This window comes from Arthrobacter sp. MMS18-M83, from assembly GCF_026683955.1.
GTDB lineage: Bacteria > Actinomycetota > Actinomycetes > Actinomycetales > Micrococcaceae > Arthrobacter.
The window spans coordinates 4,809,092-4,832,730 of the sequence record NZ_CP113343.1; the positions used below are offsets into that span (position 1 = coordinate 4,809,092).

Annotated in this window: 23 protein-coding genes and 2 pseudogenes; 19 read left to right on the forward strand and 6 right to left on the reverse strand. The window is 63.9% G+C overall.

All coding sequences use genetic code 11. The features are described from left to right. Positions 1-23: 23 nt before the first annotated feature. Positions 24-1,622 carry a S53 family peptidase gene (locus OW521_RS22655; RefSeq protein ID WP_268021701.1) on the reverse strand — a complete coding sequence of 533 codons (1,599 nt, stop codon included), beginning with the start codon at positions 1,620-1,622 and terminating at the stop codon, positions 24-26. A gap of 173 nt (positions 1,623-1,795) precedes the next feature. Between OW521_RS22655 and OW521_RS22660 the strand changes: the two genes are divergently transcribed. The 4 genes and pseudogenes from OW521_RS22660 to OW521_RS22675 all read left to right on the forward strand — a co-directional run bounded on the left by OW521_RS22660 (position 1,796) and on the right by OW521_RS22675 (position 5,301). After that, on the forward strand, positions 1,796-3,196 hold the full coding sequence (locus tag OW521_RS22660) for a glutamate decarboxylase (protein WP_268026067.1): 1,401 nt from the start codon (positions 1,796-1,798) through the stop codon (positions 3,194-3,196). Positions 3,197-3,225: 29 nt separating this feature from the next. After that, positions 3,226-4,092, forward strand: coding sequence for a class II glutamine amidotransferase (locus tag OW521_RS22665; protein ID WP_268021702.1), 867 nt, complete (start codon positions 3,226-3,228; stop codon positions 4,090-4,092). 87 nt (positions 4,093-4,179) lie between these two features. After that, positions 4,180-4,332 carry a hypothetical protein gene (locus OW521_RS22670; RefSeq protein WP_268021703.1) on the forward strand — a complete coding sequence of 51 codons (153 nt, stop codon included), beginning with the start codon at positions 4,180-4,182 and terminating at the stop codon, positions 4,330-4,332. 79 nt (positions 4,333-4,411) lie between these two features. Beyond that, positions 4,412-5,301, forward strand: a pseudogene (locus OW521_RS22675) (helix-turn-helix transcriptional regulator). A gap of 7 nt (positions 5,302-5,308) precedes the next feature. Here OW521_RS22675 and OW521_RS22680 read toward each other — a convergent pair. Next, positions 5,309-6,118, reverse strand: coding sequence for an alpha/beta hydrolase family protein (locus OW521_RS22680; RefSeq protein ID WP_268021704.1), 810 nt, complete (start codon positions 6,116-6,118; stop codon positions 5,309-5,311). Positions 6,119-6,337: 219 nt separating this feature from the next. Then, positions 6,338-7,093, reverse strand: a complete 756-nt coding sequence (locus tag OW521_RS22685) for a cation diffusion facilitator family transporter (RefSeq protein WP_268021705.1) — start codon at positions 7,091-7,093, stop codon at positions 6,338-6,340. On the opposite strand from OW521_RS22685, the pseudogene OW521_RS22690 reads away from it, so the two are divergent. The 5 genes and pseudogenes from OW521_RS22690 to OW521_RS22710 all read left to right on the forward strand — a co-directional run. Further along, positions 7,041-7,334 (forward strand): annotated as a pseudogene (locus OW521_RS22690) (SDR family NAD(P)-dependent oxidoreductase); the annotation flags it as partial. The gene OW521_RS22685 and the pseudogene OW521_RS22690 overlap by 53 nt on opposite strands. Before the next feature lie 72 nt (positions 7,335-7,406). Next, complete coding sequence (locus tag OW521_RS22695) at positions 7,407-7,715, forward strand: hypothetical protein (protein WP_268021706.1); 309 nt, start codon at positions 7,407-7,409, stop codon at positions 7,713-7,715. 56 nt (positions 7,716-7,771) lie between these two features. After that, complete coding sequence (locus OW521_RS22700) at positions 7,772-8,515, forward strand: SRPBCC family protein (protein WP_268021707.1); 744 nt, start codon at positions 7,772-7,774, stop codon at positions 8,513-8,515. A 416-nt stretch (positions 8,516-8,931) separates the two neighbouring features. Continuing rightward, on the forward strand, positions 8,932-9,198 hold the full coding sequence (locus OW521_RS22705; protein ID WP_268021708.1) for a GlsB/YeaQ/YmgE family stress response membrane protein: 267 nt from the start codon (positions 8,932-8,934) through the stop codon (positions 9,196-9,198). Between the two features lie 221 nt (positions 9,199-9,419). Next, on the forward strand, positions 9,420-9,620 hold the full coding sequence (locus OW521_RS22710; RefSeq protein ID WP_268021709.1) for a hypothetical protein: 201 nt from the start codon (positions 9,420-9,422) through the stop codon (positions 9,618-9,620). Positions 9,621-9,714: 94 nt separating this feature from the next. Here the strand turns inward: OW521_RS22710 and OW521_RS22715 are convergent, their stop codons facing one another. Continuing rightward, complete coding sequence (locus tag OW521_RS22715; protein ID WP_326493991.1) at positions 9,715-9,966, reverse strand: hypothetical protein; 252 nt, start codon at positions 9,964-9,966, stop codon at positions 9,715-9,717. A gap of 522 nt (positions 9,967-10,488) precedes the next feature. On the opposite strand from OW521_RS22715, the gene OW521_RS22720 reads away from it, so the two are divergent. Then, the gene (locus tag OW521_RS22720) at positions 10,489-10,857 is read left to right on the forward strand and encodes a YegP family protein (protein ID WP_326493992.1); all 369 of its coding nucleotides are present in this window, start codon (positions 10,489-10,491) and stop codon (positions 10,855-10,857) included. A 154-nt stretch (positions 10,858-11,011) separates the two neighbouring features. Here OW521_RS22720 and ggt read toward each other — a convergent pair whose 3' ends face one another. Beyond that, entirely contained in the window at positions 11,012-12,838 is a 1,827-nt protein-coding gene (gene ggt / locus OW521_RS22725; RefSeq protein ID WP_268021711.1) for a gamma-glutamyltransferase, read from the reverse strand. A 186-nt stretch (positions 12,839-13,024) separates the two neighbouring features. Between ggt and OW521_RS22730 the strand changes: the two genes are divergently transcribed. From OW521_RS22730 to OW521_RS22770, 9 genes are all read left to right on the forward strand, one after another. Further along, positions 13,025-14,014: a LacI family DNA-binding transcriptional regulator gene (locus OW521_RS22730; protein WP_268021712.1), complete on the forward strand. Its 990-nt coding sequence runs from the start codon at positions 13,025-13,027 to the stop codon at positions 14,012-14,014. A gap of 2 nt (positions 14,015-14,016) precedes the next feature. Further along, positions 14,017-14,997: a 2-hydroxyacid dehydrogenase gene (locus tag OW521_RS22735; protein WP_268021713.1), complete on the forward strand. Its 981-nt coding sequence runs from the start codon at positions 14,017-14,019 to the stop codon at positions 14,995-14,997. After that, the gene (gene manD / locus OW521_RS22740) at positions 14,994-16,211 is read left to right on the forward strand and encodes a D-mannonate dehydratase ManD (protein WP_268021714.1); all 1,218 of its coding nucleotides are present in this window, start codon (positions 14,994-14,996) and stop codon (positions 16,209-16,211) included. Before OW521_RS22735 ends, manD begins: the two co-directional genes overlap by 4 nt. A 3-nt stretch (positions 16,212-16,214) precedes the next feature. Further along, positions 16,215-17,738 (forward strand): mannitol dehydrogenase family protein, encoded by a 1,524-nt coding sequence (locus OW521_RS22745; RefSeq protein WP_268021715.1) that lies wholly within the window; start codon positions 16,215-16,217, stop codon positions 17,736-17,738. Then, on the forward strand, positions 17,735-18,787 hold the full coding sequence (locus tag OW521_RS22750) for an alcohol dehydrogenase catalytic domain-containing protein (protein ID WP_268021716.1): 1,053 nt from the start codon (positions 17,735-17,737) through the stop codon (positions 18,785-18,787). The genes OW521_RS22745 and OW521_RS22750 overlap by 4 nt, the downstream gene beginning before the upstream one ends. A 48-nt stretch (positions 18,788-18,835) precedes the next feature. Next, a complete protein-coding gene (locus OW521_RS22755) occupies positions 18,836-20,212 on the forward strand; it encodes an MFS transporter (protein ID WP_268021717.1) in 1,377 nt (458 codons plus the stop codon). Positions 20,213-20,284: 72 nt separating this feature from the next. Further along, positions 20,285-20,959 carry a bifunctional 4-hydroxy-2-oxoglutarate aldolase/2-dehydro-3-deoxy-phosphogluconate aldolase gene (locus OW521_RS22760; RefSeq protein WP_268021718.1) on the forward strand — a complete coding sequence of 225 codons (675 nt, stop codon included), beginning with the start codon at positions 20,285-20,287 and terminating at the stop codon, positions 20,957-20,959. Continuing rightward, positions 20,956-21,909, forward strand: a complete 954-nt coding sequence (locus OW521_RS22765; protein ID WP_268021719.1) for a sugar kinase — start codon at positions 20,956-20,958, stop codon at positions 21,907-21,909. The genes OW521_RS22760 and OW521_RS22765 overlap by 4 nt, the downstream gene beginning before the upstream one ends. Continuing rightward, positions 21,906-22,937, forward strand: a complete 1,032-nt coding sequence (locus OW521_RS22770) for a DUF4862 family protein (protein ID WP_268021720.1) — start codon at positions 21,906-21,908, stop codon at positions 22,935-22,937. Before OW521_RS22765 ends, OW521_RS22770 begins: the two co-directional genes overlap by 4 nt. A 64-nt stretch (positions 22,938-23,001) precedes the next feature. On the opposite strand, the gene OW521_RS22775 is transcribed toward OW521_RS22770, so the two are convergent. Then, positions 23,002-23,508 carry a hypothetical protein gene (locus OW521_RS22775; RefSeq protein WP_268021721.1) on the reverse strand — a complete coding sequence of 169 codons (507 nt, stop codon included), beginning with the start codon at positions 23,506-23,508 and terminating at the stop codon, positions 23,002-23,004. Positions 23,509-23,639: the final 131 nt, after the last annotated feature.

The following is a 23,639-nucleotide window of genomic DNA, read 5'->3' on the forward strand; positions in this document are numbered from 1 at the left end:
GCGACCGTTCCAGGATGTCCCCTTCAGGGTTTAGCCTGCAGCAATGCAAGGAGAGCCTTACCGTCCGGGCTACCCAATCCTGTGCAGGGGTCCCAGCCGGTCCCGGCCCGGTAGCTTCCGTTGGAGCCTGTAGTGATGTCGTGGAAGCCTGCCGCCGGTTGAGTGCCGTTTTGGTAGAGCAGCGGCTGGATCAGCCCGAAGCGCCTGTTGGTTGCCTGCGCAAGGCGGGCGATCAGCGCCGCCCAGAGAGGTGCCACCGCGCTGGTTCCGCCGATCACCATGTCTTTCCCATCGACTCGAACCCGGTAGCCGGTCTGCGGGTCCGCGACCCCGCTGACGTCCGGCACGCCTCGCCCCGCCTTCTTGGGGGCGGGCCTGTGCTTCGCGTGTCCGGTGACGCCCGATTGCCAGGATGGAACCGGAAACACATCGCTGTATCCTCCGCCGGTTGCCGAGTTAGGACCGTCGTTCCAAACAGTTTCTGCGCTGATGACGCCCGTCGCGGGGTCTGCTTGAAGGCGGGTTCCGCCACAGGCCAACACATGAGGGCTCGACGCCGGGAAATCGGCGTGGTCCTTGCTGTCTGTTGCGCCGTCGGCACTGCCGTTGTCCCCGGCTGCGGCTGTCACCGTCACCCCGAGGGCCGCGGCGTCCGCCATGGCCTGGTCGAACGCCGTCCGGGCTTGGGCCGTCCATGCGTCCTCGCTCTGGCCCCAGCTGATGCTGATCGCGGCCGGCGCGGGATTCGCGTGCGACGCGGCGATAATCGAGTCCAGGAATCCGGCGTCGGTGTTGGGGGCAAAGTAGACCAAAATATTGGCCTTCGGCGCCAAGGCGCCCACAACTTCAATGTCGAGCAAGACTTCCCCGTCGGCACCCGCCGGATCCTGCCCTGGCTGGTTAGCCCCGCCGTCGACTCCCACCGCAGTGATGGTCGGCGTGGGCATACCGAGGCCTTGAAAGTAGGCGTCCAGGTCCTGTTGGCCGTAGCCGCCACCGAGTTCGATGATGGCCACGGTTTGGCCTGACCCGTCAGTTCCGTCGGGGAAATCATAGATTTTTCCCAACTGGGGCGGGGTATAGCTGGTACCTGTCGCGGCCAGCGGTATGACGCGAAACTGAGCCCGGGCTTGGGGACGGTCATCAAGGCCCAGGACGGCAACAACGACGCCGTCGAGAGCCGCGGGCACCTGGAGGCCTCCGGTGCGGTGGCGGTGCGTAACCGCAGTGCCGTCTGGGCTACGACTCGTCAGCTCATCCAAGGACGTTCCAAAAATGCTACTTAGCTGCCCCACTGAGCCGGCCAGCCGAATCCTGCGGCTAGCCGCGTCCGATTCAACAACCTCAAGGCCCAAGTCGGTGAAGGTGTGCACGGCCAAATCAACGTCCGCCGCGGATGCGCCGTAACTCGAGGCCAGCTCCTCCCGCGACAGAGGAGTGGACGGTACTTCGGTCAATTCTTCCTGGCGCCGAAGAATGACCGTCGCCTCAATCCGACGGGACGGGTCGACTGGACCGAGAAGGTCCCTGACCCCCGGAGCGGGGGCCCTTTCCGATCCCGGTAGCGGGACGCTGCGCGTCTCTTCCGACTGGCGCTCTTCCGGGGTGTGCTGCATCGACATTGGTGCCTCCTATTATCGCGGTGACAGAGCTCCGTCCCCTGCGATTATGTACCCGGAGCCTTTTTGGCACCATGCCTTGGGGCTTGGGTGAGGCGGCCTCCCACGGTAGCGTGGGCCCTGGCAAGCCGTGGCACCGCCACGGCGAGCGCCGTGGCGAGTCAAAGGAGCGAACCATCAATAGGTCACACCGGGCATCAGCCCATGAACCCGACACAGCGGTTGAGTTGAACCCGGTTTTCAGCCGTCCGGGAGAATCCAGCATCTTTCCACGTTTCACCCTCCCGGACGGAGAGTCCCTCCCTTCGACGGCCTATCAGGTTGTCCACGACGAGGCCATGCTGGACGGGAACTCCCGCCTCAATCTCGCAACGTTTGTTGGAACGTGGATGGAACCCGAAGCGTCGAAACTCTACGCCGAGACGTTTGACAAGAACATGATCGACAAGGACGAATACCCCCAGACCGCCTTGATCGAAACCCGCTGCTGGCGCATGCTCGCAGGCCTGTGGAACGCGCCCGATCCCGCCAAGTCCGTGGGGACGTCCACCATCGGCTCCTCAGAGGCATGCATGCTCGGCGGCCTCGCGTTGAAGCGCCGCTGGCAACATTCAAGGCGGGCGGCCGGCCTTTCGACGGACAAACCCAACCTTGTCCTCAGCTCGGCCGTGCAGGTGTGCTGGGAGAAATTCTGCAACTACTGGGACGTGGAAGCCCGGTACGTTCCGGTGTCAAAGGAACATCCGGCGCTCGACGGCCACGGACTGGATCAGTATGTGGACGAGAACACCATCGGCGTTGTGGCCATCATGGGCGTGACCTACACGGGATCCTATGAGCCTGTGGAAAGTATCTCTGCGGCGTTGGACGAGATACAGGCACGGCGAGGACTCGATATTCCTATCCATGTTGACGGTGCCTCCGGAGCCATGATTGCGCCTTTCCTGCAACCGGAGACTGTCTGGGACTTCCGTTTGCCAAGGGTTGCCTCAATCAATACCTCAGGCCACAAGTATGGCTTGGTCTATCCCGGCCTTGGATGGGTCATCTGGCGGGATGAGCAAGCCCTGCCCGAGGACCTGATCTTCCACGTCAGTTACCTGGGTGGGAACATGCCGACTTTCGCCCTGAACTTTTCCCGCCCCGGCGCCCAAGTGCTCTTGCAGTACTACTTGTTCCTCCGACTCGGATACGAAGGATACAAATCCGTTCAGGCAACCTCCCGCGACGTGGCGCTTTTTCTCTCCAGTGAAATAGGGGTGATGGAGCCATTCACTTTGTGGAGCGACGGATCGGACATCCCGGTCTTTGCCTGGCAGCTCACTGACGGCTATACGGAGAATTGGAACCTTCACCACCTGTCCGAACGGCTTCGGATGAATGGGTGGCTCGTCCCGGCCTATCCAATGCCGGACGGTCTGAGCGACGTGACGGTGCAAAGGATCGTTGTCCGCAATGGCTTCACTCGCGACCTCGCATCCAGCTTCCTCGACGACCTCAAAAAGGAAGTTGCGTACTTGGACGGCCTCACCTCACCCATGCCCGCCGGCGGGCAAACCCAGGCGTTCCACCACTAGTCAGCAGCGACTCACAAGGAGAGATGCCCATGTGCCGGTTGTTCGGCCTGCACGCCGGGTCCCAGCCCGTGCGTGCCACCTTTTGGCTCTTGGACGCGCCGGACAGCCTCGCTGACCAGAGCCGGCGCGAGCCCGACGGCGCCGGAATAGGCACCTTTGACGGTGACGGTAAGGCCCACGTCGCCAAACAGCCGCTCGCCGCATGGGAGGACCACGCCTTTGCGCGCGAGGCGCGGATCCTGAAGAGCACGACGTTCCTGGCCCATGTTCGGTATGCCAGCACCGGCGCGCACACGATGGTCAACACGCACCCGTTCGAGCAGGACGGGAGGTTGTTCGCCCACAACGGCGCCTTCGGCGATCTTGAACGGCTCGATCAGCGACTGGCTGAGTTCGGAGTTGCGGATCTGGTGCACGGCCAGACCGACAGTGAGCGCCTCTTCGCCCTGATTACTGCAGAGAGCAGGCGAGCAGGCGGCGACGTCGGCGAAGGTATCACCCAAGCGATCAGCTGGATCGCCCATGAGCTTCCGGTCTTCAGCTTGAACCTCATTCTGACGACGGCGACCGACCTTTGGGCGGTTAGGTTCCCGAACACTCACGAACTGCACATTCTGGAACGGCAGCCCGCCGGTCCCGGCGATGCGGTTCCGTTGGACGCGCGGAGCTCCCGTATCCGCGCCCACAGCAAGGAGCTCGCCCATTCCGGACACGTCCTCATTGCCACCGAACCGATGGATGACACCCCGGCATGGAGGCCGTTGGCTGGCGGAGCGCTGGTCCACGTCGGTCCGGACCTGGGAGTGACTACAAGCTACCCCTTTCCCAAGGCGCCGGCACACCAGCTCACGCTCTCCGATCTCTCCCCCTCCGCGGCTGCATCCCAAAAACCCTGAGCGTCGAACGAAAAGCAGCCCCGGCGTCTTACTCCGGAGGCGCGTGTTCAGCGCGTCAGTGAACCCGGCCGCACATAAGATCGATCCATGACCGCTGAAGTCGAATCCGAAACCGCCTTCGTCCCAGCCGTGCAACTGGACGGACAGATGAGCATCAACGACGTCCTGCTTGAGTTGGGCCGGGAACCTGTTGTGTACCCATCAGCGAACGCCGACGCCGGCGACTTCCAGATTTTCTAGCCCAAGGCCCGGGCCTCTGGCCATGGAGGTACTGGCAGGGACTCCCTCGCGTTGCCGAAAGGTCACTATCGTTGATCGCATGGACAACCGCAATGACGTTCGCGATTTCTTGCCTCCCGGCGCGCGAAGCTAACGCCAGATCAGGCGGGGGTACCGGCGTCGGGCGGCAATCGGCGAGTGCCCGGACTTCGCCGCGGCGAAGTGGCGACCCTGGCCGGGGTAAGCGTTGAGTATTACACCCGGCTCGAGCGCGGAAACCTTGCAGGGGTGTCCGAAAGCGTCCTGGAAGCACTGGCCAGGGCGCTGCAACTTGACGAGGCAGAGCACTCACATTTGTTCGATCTGGCCCGCACCGCCGGAACAAGCAAGCGGCAGCGTCGAACCACACCACAACACGTCCGGCCGAGCGTCCAGTTTGTCCTTGACGCCATCACCGATGCGCCCGCGTTTGTTCGCAACGCACGCATGGACATCCTGGCGGCCAACAGGCTCGGCATTGCCTTGCACTCGGAAATGTATGTCAACCCGGTCCGTCCGGCCAACTATGCGCGTTTCATTTTCCTGGACGAAGAACGCGCCCGCCGGTTCTTCCCGGACTGGGAGCTCGCAGCCAACAACATGGTGGCCATCCTCCGCGCCGAGGCCGGTCGCGATCCGTTCGACCGCGGACTAAGCGATCTCGTTGGTGAGCTATCCACCCGCAGTGACGAGTTCCGCACCCGCTGGGCAGCGCATAACGTGCGCCGCCACTACACCGGGTTCAAGCATTTCCACCACCCCGTAGTGGGGGAACTCCGCCTGCTGTTCGAAGCGATGGAACTCTCGGCCGACACCGGGCTCTCGCTGTTCATCTACCCTGCAGAACCCGGTTCCCCCTCCGCGGATGCGCTTCGCCTCCTCGCGAGCTGGGCCGCCACCCAGGAGCTGGCAGAACAACCTCAAACCGCACCTGCCGAAGGTGGCGCGTGACCGCTGACTAGGGCATTGATCGGGCTGCGATCAGGCTAGCCCTCAACCAAGAGACGGCACGTCTTCTCTGCGCGGCCGGAAAAGCGTGCCCGCCTTGAAAAGGGACAAAATCGGCGACGCCTTCCCGGAAGGAACTGATGAGGCCTTGGACGTCCGAAAAGGGAAACAGCGGATCATTCCGTCCGGCGACGATCATGACACGCTGGTTTTCGATAGCTTGAGCCACCAGGTGGGTGTCACCGGCTTTGCGAAGATTCGGCACAAACCACGCTGGGTTATGCGAAATGGCCTCCCGTTCAAATGACTCAAGGGTCCCGATCCCGCAGCTGAGGACCCCGGCACGCAGCCTCAGATCGCAAGCTAGATTGAAGAGTCCGATCTGACCGCCCAGCGAATGACCTGCAATCCCTAGGGGTCCGCGAACTTCGGCGTCAAGCCATCCGGTGACCATGGCGATGTCCCCCGTGTGGAGGCCTTGCCACGTCGATCCGGACACCACCAGGTTCCATGCCTCGCGGTGTTCCGCTTGCCAAGGGTCCGCCGTGTTGCGTTGCCGCTCCTCGAATCCAAGAAGGTCGGGGACCAGCGTCGGCATGCCTGCCTCTGCCAGTTCAAGGGCAAACGCCATTTGCGGGTCACCGTCAAGCCCGGCAAGCTCGCCCTTTCCCAAGGCATAGTTTCCGGCGTGCTGGTGGACGGCCACCACTGCCCCCGCCTGATGATCGTCGTCGATCGGCGTAAGGAAGAGACAAGGGACAACATGCCCATCGTCCGCCCAAATCTCAAGGCGCTCGCGAAGGACCTTCCCCTGTTGCACACGAGGACCACGAACAACTTTCGCAGCTTGATAAGAGCGAATGGGGTCCAACCCGAGAAGGGACAGAATCTCAGCCCGGGCGTCATCCACTATGCGGGCTCCCCTCCATGTTCGGAATCTTCAATCATTCTTCCCTTCTACCGAGGGATGGTCCAGAGCGGCCTCCGGCCGATCCGGGGCTACGGCTGCCGACGCTCTTGCTCGCCGCCGTCGGGCTTGCTACTCGACCGCCGGTGAGGGCGGACGAACGCCAAAGGCAAGTGAAGGTTCGTCCGGTGTGGAGAGTGTCAGCACGGCCTCCTCGACGGTCTCCTCGTCCTCAAGTTCGCGCTCAACGCGGCGCAGGGCCACGGCCACGTCGTGCTCCCGTAGGTCACCTTTGATGTCCACAGCCGCGACCAAATACAGATTCCGTGGCCCCACAAATTCCAAGTGCAGATAGGTCAGGCGCTCGATCTCCGTATGTTCCAAGACCCGGATCGCCATCGATTTCTCAAGCTCGGGGGTAACGCCCTGGCCTACCAGGAAGCGTCGGTTGCGATCTATCAGCACCACCGCGATAACCCCGAGAAGGATGCCCACAAGAATAGACCCGAGAGCGTCCGGAACAGGCGAATCCGTAGTCTGGTGCAAGAAGATGCCGAAGAAGGCAATGATCAGGCCGATCAACGCGGCACTGTCCTCCGCGAAGACGGCACGCATTGTGGGATCCGAACTCTTGAGCACTTGTTCCAAAGTGCGGCGTTCAAGTTCCCTGGCGGACTTGCGCGCCTGCCGGAACGCCTGGATGAACGAGGCCCCTTCGAGCACAAAGGAAATCGCCAAGACAACATAGGCGACCTCGAAATCATCGGCTGGCTCCGGTGCGAAAAGCTGTTGGACGCCGTGCATCACGGATACCACAGCGCCTGCGGTGAATAAGCTGCCGGGCGACGGCCGTTGGAGGAGTTCGGCCCAGACCATGGTGGAACGCACTGTGACCGAATTCGGCCGGCTGGACACTCTGGTTCTGAACGCCGGATATCAAAAGAACCGGGAAGGACTCGAGACCTTGCCGACCGAGGAAATGGACCGGGTCTTCAAGACCAACCTGTACTCGTTGATGTGGACTGCCCGCGCGGCGATCCCCCACCTGAAGCCCGGGGCCTCGATCATCGTCACTGCCTCCATACAGGCGTTCAACCCTTCGCCGCAACTGATTGACTACGCCATGACCGGCGGAAAAGGCCTCTAGCAGCAGGGTCCTTGATTATCCATCATCAGGTTCAACCAGCACGGAAAGGCCACCATGGACAAGCAACACGCAACCGCGGAAGAGGAAGCCGGAGGCTACGGAACCCCGACGCCTGAACAAGAAACAGCAGGACGCGAGGCCCGGCAGGCGAATCGGCACAATGAAGAGGCCACTTCGACGTCGGAGGACGGGCGCAACGGATCGACCGCCGTCCCATCGGCCGATGCCGAACTGGACGACTCGAACTCGGAAGGGACCGAGCCCGGCAGGTCTTTCTCGTCGGAACCGAAGGGCGAAGCAACAGGGCTGCCCAAGGAAGAGTCCCCGAAAGATGACGACGGCGAAACATTCGACGCTGGCTAGATCGCCTAAACGACCACCAACCTCCGCAGGAACAAACGCAAGCAAGGAGCATGAACATGGCTACCGTTAACCGAACAATCGACGTGGAAGTCCCCGTTTCAGTGGCTTACAACCAATGGACCCAGTTCGAATCTTTCCCGGAATTCATGAAGGGCGTGGAGGCGGTCCGACAGATCGACGAGACCGCGTTGCATTTTTCCACCAACGTCGGCGGGGTCAAGCGCGACTTTAACGCCCGAATCCTGGAGCAAGTTCCAGATTCATTGGTCAGCTGGGCAAGTATCGACGGTCCGCGGAACGCGGGCTCGGTACGGTTCGAACCGCTCGGCCGGGATCGAACCCGCGTCAACGTGGAGATCGAGTGGGAGCCGGAGAGCTTCGTTGAGAAGGCCGGATCGCTGGTCGGCATCGACGATATGCGGGTTTCGGCAGACTTGGACAAGTTCAAGGAATTCATCGAGGCACGCGGCCAGGAGACAGGTGCCTGGCGCGGCTCCGTGGCCGACGGCGATGTCGATGACGCAGGGGAGGCCTTCGGCGCCGCCACCACCTCGGAACTACCCGCCGTCGATCCTGACTTAACGGCGCCTGCGGCCACGAATGCGGCCGACGCCGAGGCCCAGCCTCACGTCGGGCAGTACACCGAGGGCGACTACGGCACGGAACGCATCCTCGATCTCCCCGCCGAACGAATCCAAGGCGACTATACGGCTGAAGAAACGCTCGACGATCCGTCCGGGCTGCCCGGCTCTGAGCGTTTGCCAGGCACGGAGAGCAGGCCGCGTCCGACGGACCACTGAACCCTGTAGGGCGGGCCACCAATAGGTGGGCCCTACGGAAGTCCGGTATGAATCCACACACGATTCGAGGAGCAACAATGAGCGAGTTCCCTCCCGACCCTACGCGCGATCCTGACCCTACCCGGGAGCCAGGACCAACACCGACGCCGGAGCCCGTGCCATTTCCGGAGCCAGGTGCGACGCCAGTCCCGACCCCGGGACCGGGACCCCAGCGCGGACCGCGCCCAAGAACTCCCGAACCAGTTCCCCTTCCCGAGCCGGGTCCTTCACCGGTCCCCGATCCAGACCCCGGCCTGCCCTTCCCGCCCACGCGCCCCTTCGGAGAGACTCCTGCCACGAACGGGTAGGGCCCCTTCGGAATCGGTGAAATTCCGAGTACAAATTGATGGATTTCTTTTCAAGAAAGCGAGACTGTGATGGGATTTTTTGGATTCCTTTTGCTTGGCCTCATCGCGGGTGCAATTGCCAAATTGATCATTCCCGGCAGGCAAGGCGGCGGCTGGCTGATCACCCTAGTCCTGGGCGTGGTTGGCGCCATACTGGGCGGGTGGATCGGTGGCCTCATTTTCGGGGGCGGCCTGCAGGAGTTCTTCTCGATACGCACCTGGCTGCTCGCCATCGGCGGATCGGTCGTAGTACTGCTGATCTACGGCGCGATCACAGGCAGGAAGAGCCGGACGTAGGCCGACCGCTTGGGCCATCGTGCCACCGGCGTCACAAACCATCAACACGAGGCCATATTCATGGTTCACGGCTCCCGATCCGTGGACAATCCGGTTGCCCTCATTACTATCGAGAGTGGATGCGGGTAATCCCGGACTCAGCCGGGACCTGCCAGGATGACTATTGGGGGCTGGCAATGTCGGAACCTTTAGAGTCTTTTGACCCACTCGGAGGGCCGGAAGTGGCGTTGAATTCGGCGGTGGTCGGCAGTGACAACCTCGCGGCCCTACGCGAGCAGGCACAGGGCATCATCGACGAAGTCCTCAGCGGTACCGAGCCCGACGGAGAGCACATTCGGGCCAAACTGAGGGCCGGCATTGCCCGCCATCCAGGCTTCCCGGAACTCGCCCTGCTTGAGCACTTGATGAATCGGAACCATTGACGTCCGAGTTGCTGCTTTTGTCCGAACACCGGCCCGGTGAGCCGGCCAAGCAATTAGGTACGACGGGCTGTGCACACCGGAAGAGCCATGGTTGCTAAGGGCCGATTGAGTCAAAGAAGCGGTAGGCAGGAGCCTCTTGGCGGGCTTTGGTCTGAATAAACTGCTTGTCCTCTTCGCTGAGCACGGTTCCGCCGTGCAGGTCTACATCGGCGTTTTCGCCGGTTTCTCCATTAATCGTGGCCGTAATTGTTCGCGGCACGATGACGCATCCTGGATTCTCCATGAACCATTGCTGGGTCGCTGGATCTAGTCGGTTCCATTGTTCTTTGAGATGCATCTCAACCATTGCTGCCTTTCAGGCGTCGGTTCGGGTCAAAAAGGGCATGATGGCCAGTTCAAAACCGGACCACGGCGCTCCCTGATCTTCACGGAGACGAATCTGTGCAGGCGATGCTGATCTAACGGGAGGTCCGGGAGGCTTGAGTGTTAACGGCCTCGGCGGCGGCGCTGGACGTCGCCGTCGTCCTCCGACCACTCCAACCCTAGGCTCATTCACCCGGAAAGGACCGCCCGCAAAGATCTCGGTTTGCCTGTCAATCGGAGCACCCGCTCGGCACTGCGATTTGCCGGCATTGCCGGAGGACCATGTGTGCCGGAAGACTGAGGGTTCGATAGGTTTTACATAGGGTTTACCCGCCCGGTCTTGTGAGCCCAAACGCAGCTGGAACAGACTGAATGTGATGTGAGGGCGATGCGTTGGCGATCGTCCACCAAACCAGCGGTAAGGAACGCAGCGATGCTCCGTCCCGCTCCGTAGTGAAGTCGCTGCGCAGCTGGATCCGCAGACCGGGAGGTAGCAGTGGCCGGCATGTTTGAAGTATTCGTTGACGGGGATTCCCTTTTCAGGTTCCGCCTCAAATCACCTGACGGAATGGTCATTGCTGTTTCGACGCCGTTCGAGGACAAGTCCGGGGCGGTCGCCGGCATCGCCGCTGCGCGCGAGTGTGCAGGCATGGGGCTGGTCACAGACCTCTGCCCGGCTGCGGGCGCACGAGGACCGGCCAAGATAGCTCTTCCAAGCACGCTTCCGCAGAGCACGGTTCCGCAGAGCACGCTTCCCCAAAGCCCGGCTCCACAGGCGTGTGATGAGCAGCGCAAGGCGAGCGACGGATTTCGCACCCGCACCAAGGAACTCCGGCGGGCGGCAACCGCGCCCAGGTGGACCGGCGCGGCATAGGAATTCGACAAGGTCAGGACCGACGGCGCACTGGGGGACTCACCTGGGTCTCAGCAGGCGAGATGCGCCGCCGGCCGTTTTGGTCCACCCACAATTCTTCCACCGTTTGTCCGTCATGCACAGCAGGGGTTGCCCCTCACCGAGCGCACACAGCTCATGGCGACGGTTTGAGAACCATCGCCGAGCCTCCCCCTCGCCTGACAGGCTCGGCGGCAGCGATCATGCGCCCGTCGGGTCTGAACTCGATCGCTGTTGCCGCACCGATCTCCGCGGCCGAGGTGAAGGCATCGCCTGATGGCGTGAACTGATGGCCATACGGCGTCAGTTGACTCCCGTATGCCGTGATGAAGTCCGGCTCGGCCGTGACCTTGGCGGTGTTCCGTTGCGAAGCACGCGGGGAAGCTATCGCGTCGGAAATGCTCATGCCCAGGTCAACCCTGTTCAGGATCGTCTGCAACACGGTGGTGATGATGGTCGATCCGCCGGGTGAGCCGAGGGCGAGGAACGGATCGCCGTCCTTGAGGATAATGGTCGGGGACATCGAGGAGCGCGGTCGCTTCCCCGGCTCGATCCGGTTCGGATCAGCCGCGTTGTAGACGGCCGAAAAATCGGTCAGCTCGTTGTTGAGCAGGAACCCGCGACCCGGCACCACGATTCCGGATCCGCCGGTCTGCTCGATGGTAAGCGTGTACTCGACCACGTTTCCCCACTTGTCCGCGACCGTCATGTTGGTCGTGGAGATGTTTTCGGTGTCCTTCTCATCGGCGAGCGCCGCAGCGGAAGCCGGGCACACGCCGTCGTACCCGGATACGTCCCCCGGGGCGACGGGTTTCGTAGCCGCGTGCAGCGGATCAATCTGGCAGGCGCGTTCCTTGCCGAAGAGCGGGTCGGTGAGCGCATCCGTAGGAACATCCACAAAGGCAGGGTCGCCAACGTACTTTCCACGGTCCGCGAACGCGAGCGCGCTCGCTTCGAGGTAGTGGTGCAGGGCGGCCGGCTTGGACATCTCGGAGAGATTTACGGTGTCCAGGATGTTGAGCGCCTCGCCCACGGTGGTGCCCCCGCTGCTTGACGGCGCCATGCCGTAGACATCAAGGCCGCGGTAGTCGACGTGGGTGGGCGCCTGGTCCAGGGGTTCGTACGCCGCCAGGTCTGCGGTGGTCATGTGCCCCACGGGAATCGGCAGCGTCGTGGTGGCAGTTTTCGGCGGCGCTTGGACGGTCGCCGCGATCTCGTCCGCGAGGGGGCCGCTGTAGAAGGCGCTGGTGCCTTGCTTCGCGAGGAGCCGATACGTCGCGGCGAGGTCGTGGTTCTGGAAGACGCTTCCGACGGCGGGTGCGTCGCCTCCCGGGAGGAACAGCTTGCTCGTGGAACTGAACGCCTCGAAGCGGAGCTTGTTGTCGAGTGTCTGCTGACGGAATGTCGGATCCACCACAAAGCCCCGGGTTGCGACTTTGATGGCAGGCTGGAGGGCATCTCCAAGGCTCACCGTACCCCAGCGGTCCAGGGCGCGCTCCCAGGTTGCAGCTGTGCCGGGGACGCCTACGGAGACGCCACTGGTGACAAGCTGTGGGGTGAAGTTATAGGGCTTGCCGGTCTTCGGGTCGATGAACGCGTCATGTGGCATCGCCGCCGGAGCGGTCTCGCGGCCGTCTATGGTGCCGATCTTTCCGGTCTTTGCGTCATAGAACACGAAGTATCCGCCACCGCCGATCCCGGCGCTGTACGGTTCGGTCACGCCAAGGGTTGCGGCCGCGGCGACGGCGGCGTCGGCTGCGTTGCCTCCCTCGCGGAGGACCTCGATCGCGGCGGCGGATGCCTCGGGGTCTACGGTGCTCACCGCGCCTCCATATCCCGTGGCGGTGGCGGCCTTTTCAGTCTGGCGCGGATCGGCAAAGGCGGGACTGGCAACGGCACCGCTCGTCACGCTCAGGGCGAGAACTGCCGTCATGGTGGCCAGTCGAAGTCTTGGATGTGGCATGGTGGCTCCCCCATCAAGGTTGTGCGAGTTGGCGGTGTGGCCACACTACTCCGCGGTGGTACGAGGCTCAACGGGTTCAGGCTATTCCGGTGCAGGCGCCAACAACCTTCTGCAAACCATTGACAAACTTGTACAAGGTTTTCCATACTTGCAGGACAAGGTTTCAACGAAGCAACTGGAGGACAGATGTCGGCAAAACTCACGGATGTCGCAAAGCTGGCGGGAGTATCCCTGGCAACAGCGTCGCGCGCATTCGGAGATCCCGGACGCCTGGCCGCTGAGACGCGGCAGAAGGTCATGGCCGCGGCCGAGCAATTGGGTTACGACGTGCCCGGAGTGACTGGCAGCCGGACGTTCGGCGTCATCGTCCCAGACATCTCCAACGCAGTCTTCGCGGCCCTGATCAAGGCCATACAGGACCAGGCATGGCATGGCCGGCACCGGATGGTCTTGGCCGACACCGCGGAATCCTCCTCGCGGGAACGCGCCCACCTCGAGTCCTTCTCGACGGGGGTGGACGGCATCATCCTCTGCTCGCCCCGCTTGCCGTCAGAGCAGATCCACGAACTCGCCGGCAGCGCGCCGCTGGTGGTCATCAACGGCGAAGCCGAGCACGCGGCACGTGTGCTCATGGAAGCGGGCGAAGGAATCCGCCAGGCCATAGAACACCTCTACGCCCTTGGCCACCGCAAACTCGCCTACATCCCCGGACCGGCGTCGTCATGGGCAAACGGCCAGCGCAGCGCCGCAATCACCCGCTTCTGCGCTGAGTGGGGCATTGAACTCGTCACGGTCGGGAACCAGAACGCAACGGTCGACGGCGGACTGGCAGCAGCGGCGTCGGTAGTCGCCAGCGGTGCCACCGCAGTCATCGCCTACAACGACCTCGTCGCCATCGGCATGCTCGCCGGGGCCCGGACCCTCGGCTACCACTGCCCGGAGGACATCAGCGTTGTCGGCATCGACGACCTTGACATCGCCGCCGCAGCCGAACCGGGACTCACCTCTGTCCGGGTACCCATTGACCGAAGCGGTGCCCTCAGCCTCGAACTCCTCCTTGAGCAGATGGCCGGAAAGCCGATCGCCACGGAAGCCGTCCACCTCAGCTCCCAACTCATCGTGCGTGGCTCCACGTTTGCCGCGCGCACCGCCGAGCAAGCCCTCCAGGGAAAGTAACCATGAGAATAGTCATCGCAGACCCCAATCTGATGCCCCAGCGGTCCACCTTCGAGGCCGCCCTTCCAGAGGGATCCCTCACCTCCTGGCACGATAGCTGGAACGAACACGCCGTCCTGACCGACCTCAAGGACGCCGACGTCTATGTGGGTCCACGCTTCACCGAGGCCATGGGCGCAGCCGCCGGCAACTTGCGCCTGGTCCACGTGGGAGGTGCCGGTTACGACGGCATCGACGCCGATGCTTTGCCCGCCGGGGCGGTCTGCGCCAACGCCTTCCACCACGAAAGCTCCATCGCCGAACACGTCGCCGCGGTACTGGTAGCCCTGCGCCGCAACCTGATCGCCCAGGACGCGGCTCTCCGGAGCGGCGTCTGGTCTTCCTCCGTTTACTCCCCCGAGATCCGCCAGCCCGAAACCCTTCGCGGGGCCGTGGTGACATTCCTCGGGTTCGGACACATCGGCGGCGCGGCATGGGCGCTCCTCAAGGCTTTCGGCGCTGAAGGCATCGCTATTACCCGCAGCGGCAGCGTGGACGCCCAGGCCAACTCCCTGCGCTGGGCCGGCACTACCGAACGGCTTGGCGAGGCACTCAGTGAATCGGACATCCTGGTGGTCAGCATCCCGCTCTCTGAGCAGACCACCGGCATCATCAGCGCCGCTGAACTCGACGACCTTGGCCCGGACGGATTGCTCGTCAACATTGCCCGTGGACCTGTCGTTGATGAAAGCGCCCTCTACGAAGCCCTGAAAGACCGGCGGATCGCAGGGGCCGCAATCGACGTCTGGTACCAATACCCGGGGACCGACGGCCGCGGCGAACCGTCCGCCCTTCCGTTCGGCCGGCTGGACAACATCATCATGACCCCGCACTCCTCCGGCGTCACCGCGGAAACCTTCCGCAGCCGCGCGCTCGAGATCGCCGAAAACATCACCCGCCTTTCCAAAAATGAACCACTGAAGAATGTAGTGATTTCCCGATGACCCGAAAAATCGTCGACGTCGACGTCCTGGTAACCAGCCCCAGCCGCAACTTTGTCACGCTCAAGATCACCACCGACGACGGCCTGGTCGGTTGGGGTGACGCCACCCTGAACGGCCGCGAACTTTCTGTTGCGAGCTACCTCCGCGATCACCTCGGCCCGGCCCTGGTGGGCAGGGACGCGGACCGCATCGAAGACACCTGGCAATACTTTTACAAAGGGGCCTACTGGCGCCGCGGGCCTGTGACCATGGCCGCAATCGGCGCCATCGACCTCGCCCTCTGGGACATCAAAGGCAAGGCCCTCGGCGTTCCGGTCTACCAACTCCTTGGCGGCGCAGCCCGCGACAAGATCCTCACCTACACGCACGCCACCGGATGGGACCTGCCTGAGCTGTTGGACTCGATAGACCAGCGCCGCGAGCAAGGCTTCCGCGCCGTCCGGGCACAGTCGGGCGTCCCTGGCCTGTCGAAGGTCTACGGCGTCACGAAGGGCGCCGCGAGCTACGAACCCGCCGGACGCGGCGCCGGACCTGTCGAAGAAGACTGGGACACCTCGGCCTACCTGCGCCACGCACCAAAGATCCTCTCCGCAGTCCGTGAACACGTCGGCCCGGAGCTCAAATTGCTCCACGACGTCCACCACCGCCTCAACCCCACCGAGGCTGCCCGGTTGGCCCGCTCCTTGGAAGACGTGGACCTGTTCTGGCTGGAAGACGTCACCCCCGCCGAGAACCAGCGCCTGCTCCGTACGCTGCGCCAGCAGACCACGATCCCGCTGGCCATCGGCGAAGTCTTCAACACCGTCTGGGACGCCGAGTTGCTCATCACTGAACGGCTCATCGACTACATCCGCACCGCCGTCGTGCACGCCGGAGGCATCTCCCACGTCCGCAAGATCCTGGCGCTGGCCGAGGTCTACCAGATCAAGGGCGCCCCGCACGGGCCTTCGGATGTCTCCCCCATCAACCTCTCGGCATCGCTGCACCTTGGCCTGGCCACGAGCAACTTCGCCATCCAGGAATACATGGGCTACGACCCCATGGTGTCCGAGGTCTTCCAGTCCAGTTTCCGCTTCGAAGACGGCTACCTGCACCCTGGCGACGAGCCTGGACTGGGCGTCCACGTGGACGAAGAAGCCGCTGCCCGCTTCCCGTACGCGCAGGCCTACCTGCCCATCGCCCGGGAACTCGACGGCTCCATGAAGGACTGGTGAACCATGGCCACGTCAAGCCTCCCGCCGCTGGGCGCCGAAACACCTGGAATCGTGTGCCGAACGGAAGCTCCTGCCCCGGGGATCGTGCACCTCGGCCTGGGCAACTTCCACCGCGCCCATCAGGCGGTCTACACGGAAGCCGCCATGGCCGCCCATGGCGGCGACTGGGGAATCATCGGAATCTCCAGCCGCTCCAGCGCCATCACGGATGCGATGCACGCGCAGGACATGCTCTACACCGTCGTCGAGATCTCGCCCGACGGATCGACGTTCTCGACGCCACGCGTGCACACGGATGCCTTCGTTGCGGCACAGGAACCGCAGCGCGTTGTGGCGGCCATTGGCGCCGAGACCACGCGCATCGTATCGCTGACCGTCACCGAAAGCGGCTACACCTACAGTCCCGCAACCGGGTCCCTCAACGTCGCCGATCCTGACGTCCAGCACGACCTCGCCAACGGCCCGGTCCCCCGCACCCCGATCGGGCAGATCGTCCGCGGCCTCCAGCAGCGCGCACGGACCCACGGCAAGCCGCTGACAGTCCTCAGCTGCGACAACCTCGAGGACAACGGACACCACACTCAACGGCTCGTCCGCGAATTCGTTTCATTGCTGCCTGCCTCTGAGGCCGCGGAAACGCTGCCATGGATCGACGCCAACGTAACGTTCCCTTCGTCCATGGTGGACAGGATCGTGCCCGCCACGACAAACCACTACCGCAGGCTCGTCGCCGAGCAGCTCGGCTATGCGGACCAGATCCCCGTGCCCGCCGAGCCATTCACCATGTGGATCCTCGAGGACAACTTTATAGCCGGCCGCCCTGCCTGGGAGGCCGGAGGCGCGATCTTCACGGACGACGTCGCGGCATACGAGCAACTCAAAGTCAGGCTCCTCAACGGCACCCATTCGCTCATCGCCTACCTGGGAGCGTTGTCGGGTGCAGCCACCATTCCCGACGCCACTGCCATGGACTACGTCGAGGCGGCAGCCCGCCGCGTCCTCCGCGATGAGTACCTGCCGAGTGTCACCGTGCCCGGCGCCGTCGACGTCGACGCCTACGTGGAGCAGCTCTTCTCGCGCTGGCGCAACTCGGCATTGGGGCACCGGAGCAGCCAAGTGGGCAGCGATGGTTCGGTCAAACTGCGCCAACGGATCCCGATTCCAGCATTGGAAATGCTCGACGCCGGCGCCATGCCCCACTACCTCGCCCTCACCACGGCGGCGTACCTGTCATGCATCGCACCCCTGCAGGGTTTCGACCCCGGCAACCACGCCAACGAGATGCAAGACCCCGCCCGGGAAACACTCCAAAAACTCGCAGCAGCATCCACCTCCGGACGCGACCTTGCCGCCAAGGTGCTTGGCGAGCACCACCTCCTGGGTGACGAACTCGCGGTGCGTGAAGACTTCATCGACCGCACCGGCGAGCTGATCGACATCATTCACGGGCAGGGCCCCCTCGCAGCCGCCCAGGCGGCATCCGAGTCAACCTCGCTTCTCCCCGCACAGAACCGGAGCATTCGATGACCACACAAGCAGTCCGCCACGCCGAAAGACCTTCACTACCGCTCACCACGGAGGCAGCCGTCCTGCACGGTGCGGGCGACATCCGCATCGAACAGAAAACCGTGAAGGCCCTGGGACCGAACGATGTCCTCGTGGAAATGCGTTCGGGCGGAATCTGCGGCTCGGACATGCACTACTTCGCTGACGGCCGCAACGGCACCAACATCCTCCGCCAGCCCACCGTCCTGGGCCACGAGGGAGCGGGCGTTGTCATCGCGGCCGGTGAGGCGGCCAGCATTGCCGCAGGGACCGCCGTCGTGATTGAACCCGCGTTGCCCTGCCGGAAGTGCCCCACGTGCCTCTCCGGACGATACAACCTGTGTCCTACGGGGACGTGCTTCGGTTCCCCGCCCACAGACGGACTGTTCGCCCGCCACGTGGTGGTTCCCGAGACCGCCCTTCACGAACTTCCGGACAACATCCCGGCCGACATCGGGGCAGCAATCGAGCCGCTCGCCGTCGCGGTCTGGGCGGTTGAACGGGCCCAGGTCGAGGCCGGGCACCGAGTACTGATCACGGGTGCCGGCCCGATCGGGCTACTCGTCGCGCAAGTCGTGGCATCCCGCGGAGCGTCCGAGATCATCGTGACGGACGTCAACGACGATCGGCTGGCTGTTGCGGCGGCCTTCGGGGCGACGAAGACCATCAACACGGCCAACGAAGCCCTTGGCCTGAGGGACCTGGATCGCCTGATCGAATGCTCCGGCAACAGCAAGGCGCTGGCCGACGGCATCCAGACCTTGGCCCCCGCAGCCCGGGCCACAGTGGTGGGCCAGGCCCGTCCCACCGTGGACGGCATCCCACTCGGATTCCTCCAACGCTACGAAATCGACCTGGTGACCGCATTCCGCTACGCCAACGCATTCCCGACGGCGATCCAGCTCGCCTCATCGGGGGTTGTGGACCTCCGGTCCATCATCACCTCCACGTTTGACCTCACCAACGCCGCGGCCGCTCTCACGGCCCCAGTGACAGACCCCACCAACCTCAAAGTCCTCATCACCTACTGACTCGGCCCACCTACAGGCCAGCGGGCATCCATTCAAAGGAGTATGGAAATGACCACAGCAGCAAACCTCCCACCCACGCCGGTGGACCAAAGCAAGGTCCGGAAGGCCGCCGTCGCCGGACTTATCGGCACCACCCTGGAACTCTACGATTTCGTCATCTATGGAACGGCGTCGGCGCTGGTCTTCAGCAAGCTCTTCTTCCCCAACATCTCGCCCGCCGCGGCACTTCTCGCCAGCTTCACCACTTTCGCCGTCGGATTCCTGTTCCGGCCCCTCGGCGGGATTTTCTTCTCCCACTTCGGCGACCGGCTTGGCCGGAAATGGGTCCTCGTCGTCACCCTGCTCCTGATGGGCGGGGCCACGCTGGCCATCGGGCTCCTTCCGACGTTCGGCCAGATCGGCATCTTTGCCCCGGTCCTGCTTTGTGTCTGCCGTGCAGCCCAGGGCTTCGGCGCCGGTGCCGAACAATCGGGCGGCGCAACCCTGCTCACAGAGTCCGCAGCCCCCGGAACCCGAGGCAAGCTGGCTTCCCTCATCATGGTTGGTGCAGCCGCCGGAACGGCGCTCGGCGCACTCGTGTGGATCGCAGCGCAGTCCCTGGCACCCAACGACATGCTCACGTGGGGCTGGAGGCTCGTCTTCCTCTCCAGCATCTTCGTTACCATCGCCGCGCTGGTCATCCGGCGCAAGCTCGACGAATCACCGGTCTTCGAGGAGATCAAGCAGGCCCGCACGGAACCCCCGGCACCCCTGAGGGAGGTTGCCAAGTATGGCAAGGCCAACGTCCTGCGCGTCATCCTCATGAACCTCGGCGTCAGCACCCAGTCCTACACCATCCAGGTGTTCATGGCCTCCTACCTCATCACCGTGATCGGAACGGACCCGAAGTTCATTCCTCCCGTGCTCCTCATCGGTTCACTTTGCGGCGGCATCGCGGCCGTTTCCTTCGGAATCCTGTCCGACAAGATCGGGCGCCGGCGCGTCGTCTCCCTCATCACCGGGGCGCTCATCCTCTTCCCCGCCCCCGCATTCCTCCTACTGACCACAGGGTCGCCGGTAGCCATCGTGTTGGTGATCGTGGTCGGCTTCGTCCTGGCCTGCCAAGGCGTGGTGGGCGTGCACATGAGCTACTTCCCTGAGATCTTCGGCAGCCGCTACCGGTACGCAGGAGTCACCTTGGGCCGCGAGTTCTCCTCCATCATTGGCGGAGGTATCGCCCCCATGATCTGCGCTGCGCTGCTGGGCATGTTCAGCAACTCCTGGATTCCTGTAGCGATCTACATGTCCGCAACCATGCTCATCAGCTTCATCGCCACCCGGATGTCCCCTGAGACCCTGAACCGCGACCTCACGGACCCCGAGGACGCCGCGCACAGCAAAAGCGGGGTTATCCCGGTGACCGCCGAAGCGCAGCACGTCCAGTAACACCCGAAGGTCCGACGGCGGCACGCGCCGCCGTCGGAACCCCGCCAACCAAAAACCGCACGAAGGACTTCCATGCCCCGCCTCGAAACCCCGGACACCGTCTCCCGCCCGGCACCATCCGCCATCCTCCGCGACACCAGGGTCGTGGCGGTGCTGCGGGCCCGGCACGCGAAGGACTACACCCCCGTCATCGAGGCCCTCCGGGATGGCGGCGTGCTCAGTATCGAATTGACTCTGAGCACACCGGGAGTGTTCGACGAGCTTCCCCGACTGCAAGAGCGGTTCGGCAACTCCGTTGAACTCGGCGTCGGCACCGTGACCACTGCTGCCGAGGCCGAAACGGCACTCGACCTGGGTGCCGCCTACATCGTCACGCCCATCACTGAACCGGATGTCATCACCGTGTGCACAATGCGCGGCGTGCCCGTCTTCCCGGGTGGGCTGACCCCCACCGAACTCCACGCCGGTTGGAAGCTTGGTGCCACCGCCGTCAAAGTCTTCCCAGCCTCGACGGTCGGTCCTGGCTACGTATCCCAGTTGCGCGGCCCCTTTCCGGACATCCAGGTGGTTCCGTCCGGCGGGGTCGACATCGAGGACGTGCCGGCATGGATCCGCGCCGGCGCATTGGCAGTCAGCCTCGGAGGGCCACTTCTTGGCGACGCGTTCAAAGTCGGGAGCCTGACCGAGTTGACCGCACGTGCGCGACGGGTCCGCAACCTCGTTGATGAGGCACGTGGCGAGCGATGAACAGCAAGGCATACGTCGTGACCCTCGGCGAAACCATGGCGCTCATGTCATCGGACAAGGCCGGCCCGTTGGCCCATGCCTCCACGATGAGCCTCGGCATCGGAGGGTCTGAGTCCAATGTCGCCATCGGCCTGCAACGCTTGGGCGTCCAAAGTGTCTGGTGCGGCCGCATCGGTGCGGATTCCCTCGGTCAGCTTGTGGAGCGGGAGATCCGCGCCGAGGGCGTCGACGTCCGCGTGACTGTTGACGACGAGGCGCCGACCGGCCTGATGATCAAGGAACGCCGGACCCCCTCAGCCCAGAAGGTCGCCTACTACCGGTCCGGCAGCGCGGGCTCACGGATTGCCCCCGACGACGTCGACGAACGGCTGATCGCCGGGGCCGCCCTGCTCCACGTCAGCGGAATAACGCCGGCGCTCTCTTCCCAAGCTGCTTCCACGCTCCGGTACGCGATCGCAGCAGCCAAAGCATCGGGCGTTCCGGTCTCCTTCGACCTGAACTACCGCAGCAAGCTCTGGGCAGCCGAAACCGCCGGAAGCGCCTACCGCGAGATCATCCCGCGCGCGGACATCGTGTTCGCGGGACTTGAGGAAGCCCGGCTCGCCGTCGGACCCGCCGCCGACGCCGAAGAAGCCGCCAGGCGCATTGCCGCCATGGGCCCAAGCCAAGTGGTTATCAAGTTGGGCGCCGAAGGAGCCCTGGCTTGCATTGAAAGCCAGGTCTTCCGGCAGGAAGCACTGGCCATCGAAGCCCTCGACACCGTGGGCGCCGGCGACGCGTTCGTGGCCGGCTATTTGGCCGAATTTATCGAAGGACGCCAGCCCCGGGAGCGGCTTCAAACTGCCGTAAGCACAGGGGCATTTGTTTGCCTGGTACCCGGCGACTGGGAAGGGCTCCCGCGCCGCGAAGAATTGCGGCTCCTGGGCAACCATGAACCGGTCAGCCGATGACCGGGTTTTTCGTGGGAGCGTATGCCGCCGCTCCAAGCCTGACCGGTTGGAACCCATCGACTGAAGGAAGATTCCTGAAATCCGTTGTGGAACTGGAAGGCGTTGCCGGCCTCGAAGTCCCGTTCACGGGAGCGCTGCACAAAGACGACGAAGCCTGGTTCCTGCAGCAATTGCCTGACAAAGCGGACTTTGTGGTGACGACCATTCCCGGGACCATGGCCAGGCTCGGTTCAGACCCGTGCTTCGGGTTGGCCTCAACCTCCACAGCCGGGCGCCGGGCAGCGATCGACTTCATTCGCGATGCGCTGAAGGCCGTCGGAAGGCTCAACGAGCGCGTAGGCCGGCCCGCGGTTGCTGCGCTTGAGATCCACTCAGCCCCGTGGGCAGATGGGCAACGTGCCTCCACGGCCGCCCTGTCCGAGTCGTTGGCCGAAATTTCGCAGTGGGAGTGGAACGGTGCACGGCTTGCGCTCGAACACTGTGACGCATTTGTCCATGGCCAGGCACCGGCCAAGGGGTTCCTTGCCCTCGAGGATGAGGCCGAGACCGTGAACCGTGTGGTCGAGTCAACCGGCCGGCCCATGGGAATTGCCATCAATTGGGGGCGTTCAGTCCTTGAGCAACGCAGACCGGATGCAGCCCTGGAGCACATCAATTTCCTTCGCGAGGGTGACCTGCTCGGAGGTTTCGTGCTCTCGGGCTGCGCGGGCGTTGATACCCGCTACGGCGCGGCCTGGGCCGACGTGCATGTCCCGCCCGCGCCCGCCGCGGCAAGCGATGCGAATCCAACCGAACCGGCTTTGGCTACCGGCCTCGACGTCCTCGAGGTCGCGTCCCTCCTGACCGTGGAACGCATGGAGGAATGCCTGCGCGCCGCAGGCCCCGGGGCCGGCAACGACTTTCGAGGAATCAAGGTGGCCGCCCCTCCGCACGCAACCGTGGAGCAGCGCGTGTCCGTCATTTCAAAGACCCTCGATCTGGCCCGGCAAGCGAGCGGGCAGGACCTACGGAGCGGGACAGCCCCGTAGCGGGAGGGCCGAAAGACCCTCCCGCTACGGGCTGCGCATAAGCCAGTCTTCTGGCTGGGAACCCCTAGCGCTTGCCGGCGTCCGAGTTGCCCTCGGCATGGGCGCGGTCCGGCTTGTGCTGGCCTTTACCCTTCGACTCGTGGTCCGCCGTGCGGTCGCCAGCGTCTCCGTCCTTGACCTCCGTCATTCCGTCGTCGTCACGATCAGCGGGGTCAACCGCCGAGGCGTTGGACGAAGGTGACGCGTGGGTTGGAGCTGGAGCTGGTGGGCTCGGAGTCCGGGTGGACGCCGGGCCGCTGGTCTCCTCCTCAGCTGGCGCCTCAGTTGCGGGAGCCGACTCCGAGTGGCCCGAGGGCTCCGTCTCGGGAGCCTTCTCAAGGGGTACCGCCGTCGTCGGAGGCACCAAAGGCGCCGACGGCGACGGGCTGGCCGATGCGGTGGACGCAGGAGCCGGCGCTTCTGTGGTGCTGATGCTGGTAAAGGCGGCGGCGCCGCCTCCTGCTGCAATGGCCCCAGCAGTGATCATGGTGATCACTGCTTTACTGGCTGCAAGACTAGTCAGAATAGGCATGAAGACCTCCGGAATTCTCTTCTTGATTGCTCATTGGATATTTCACGGACTGGGTTGCGGTTGCCTCACCGCGCGCTCCGGTATCGGAACTCCCGCACCAACGTAGGCACAGAAGCCGCTGAATATCACCC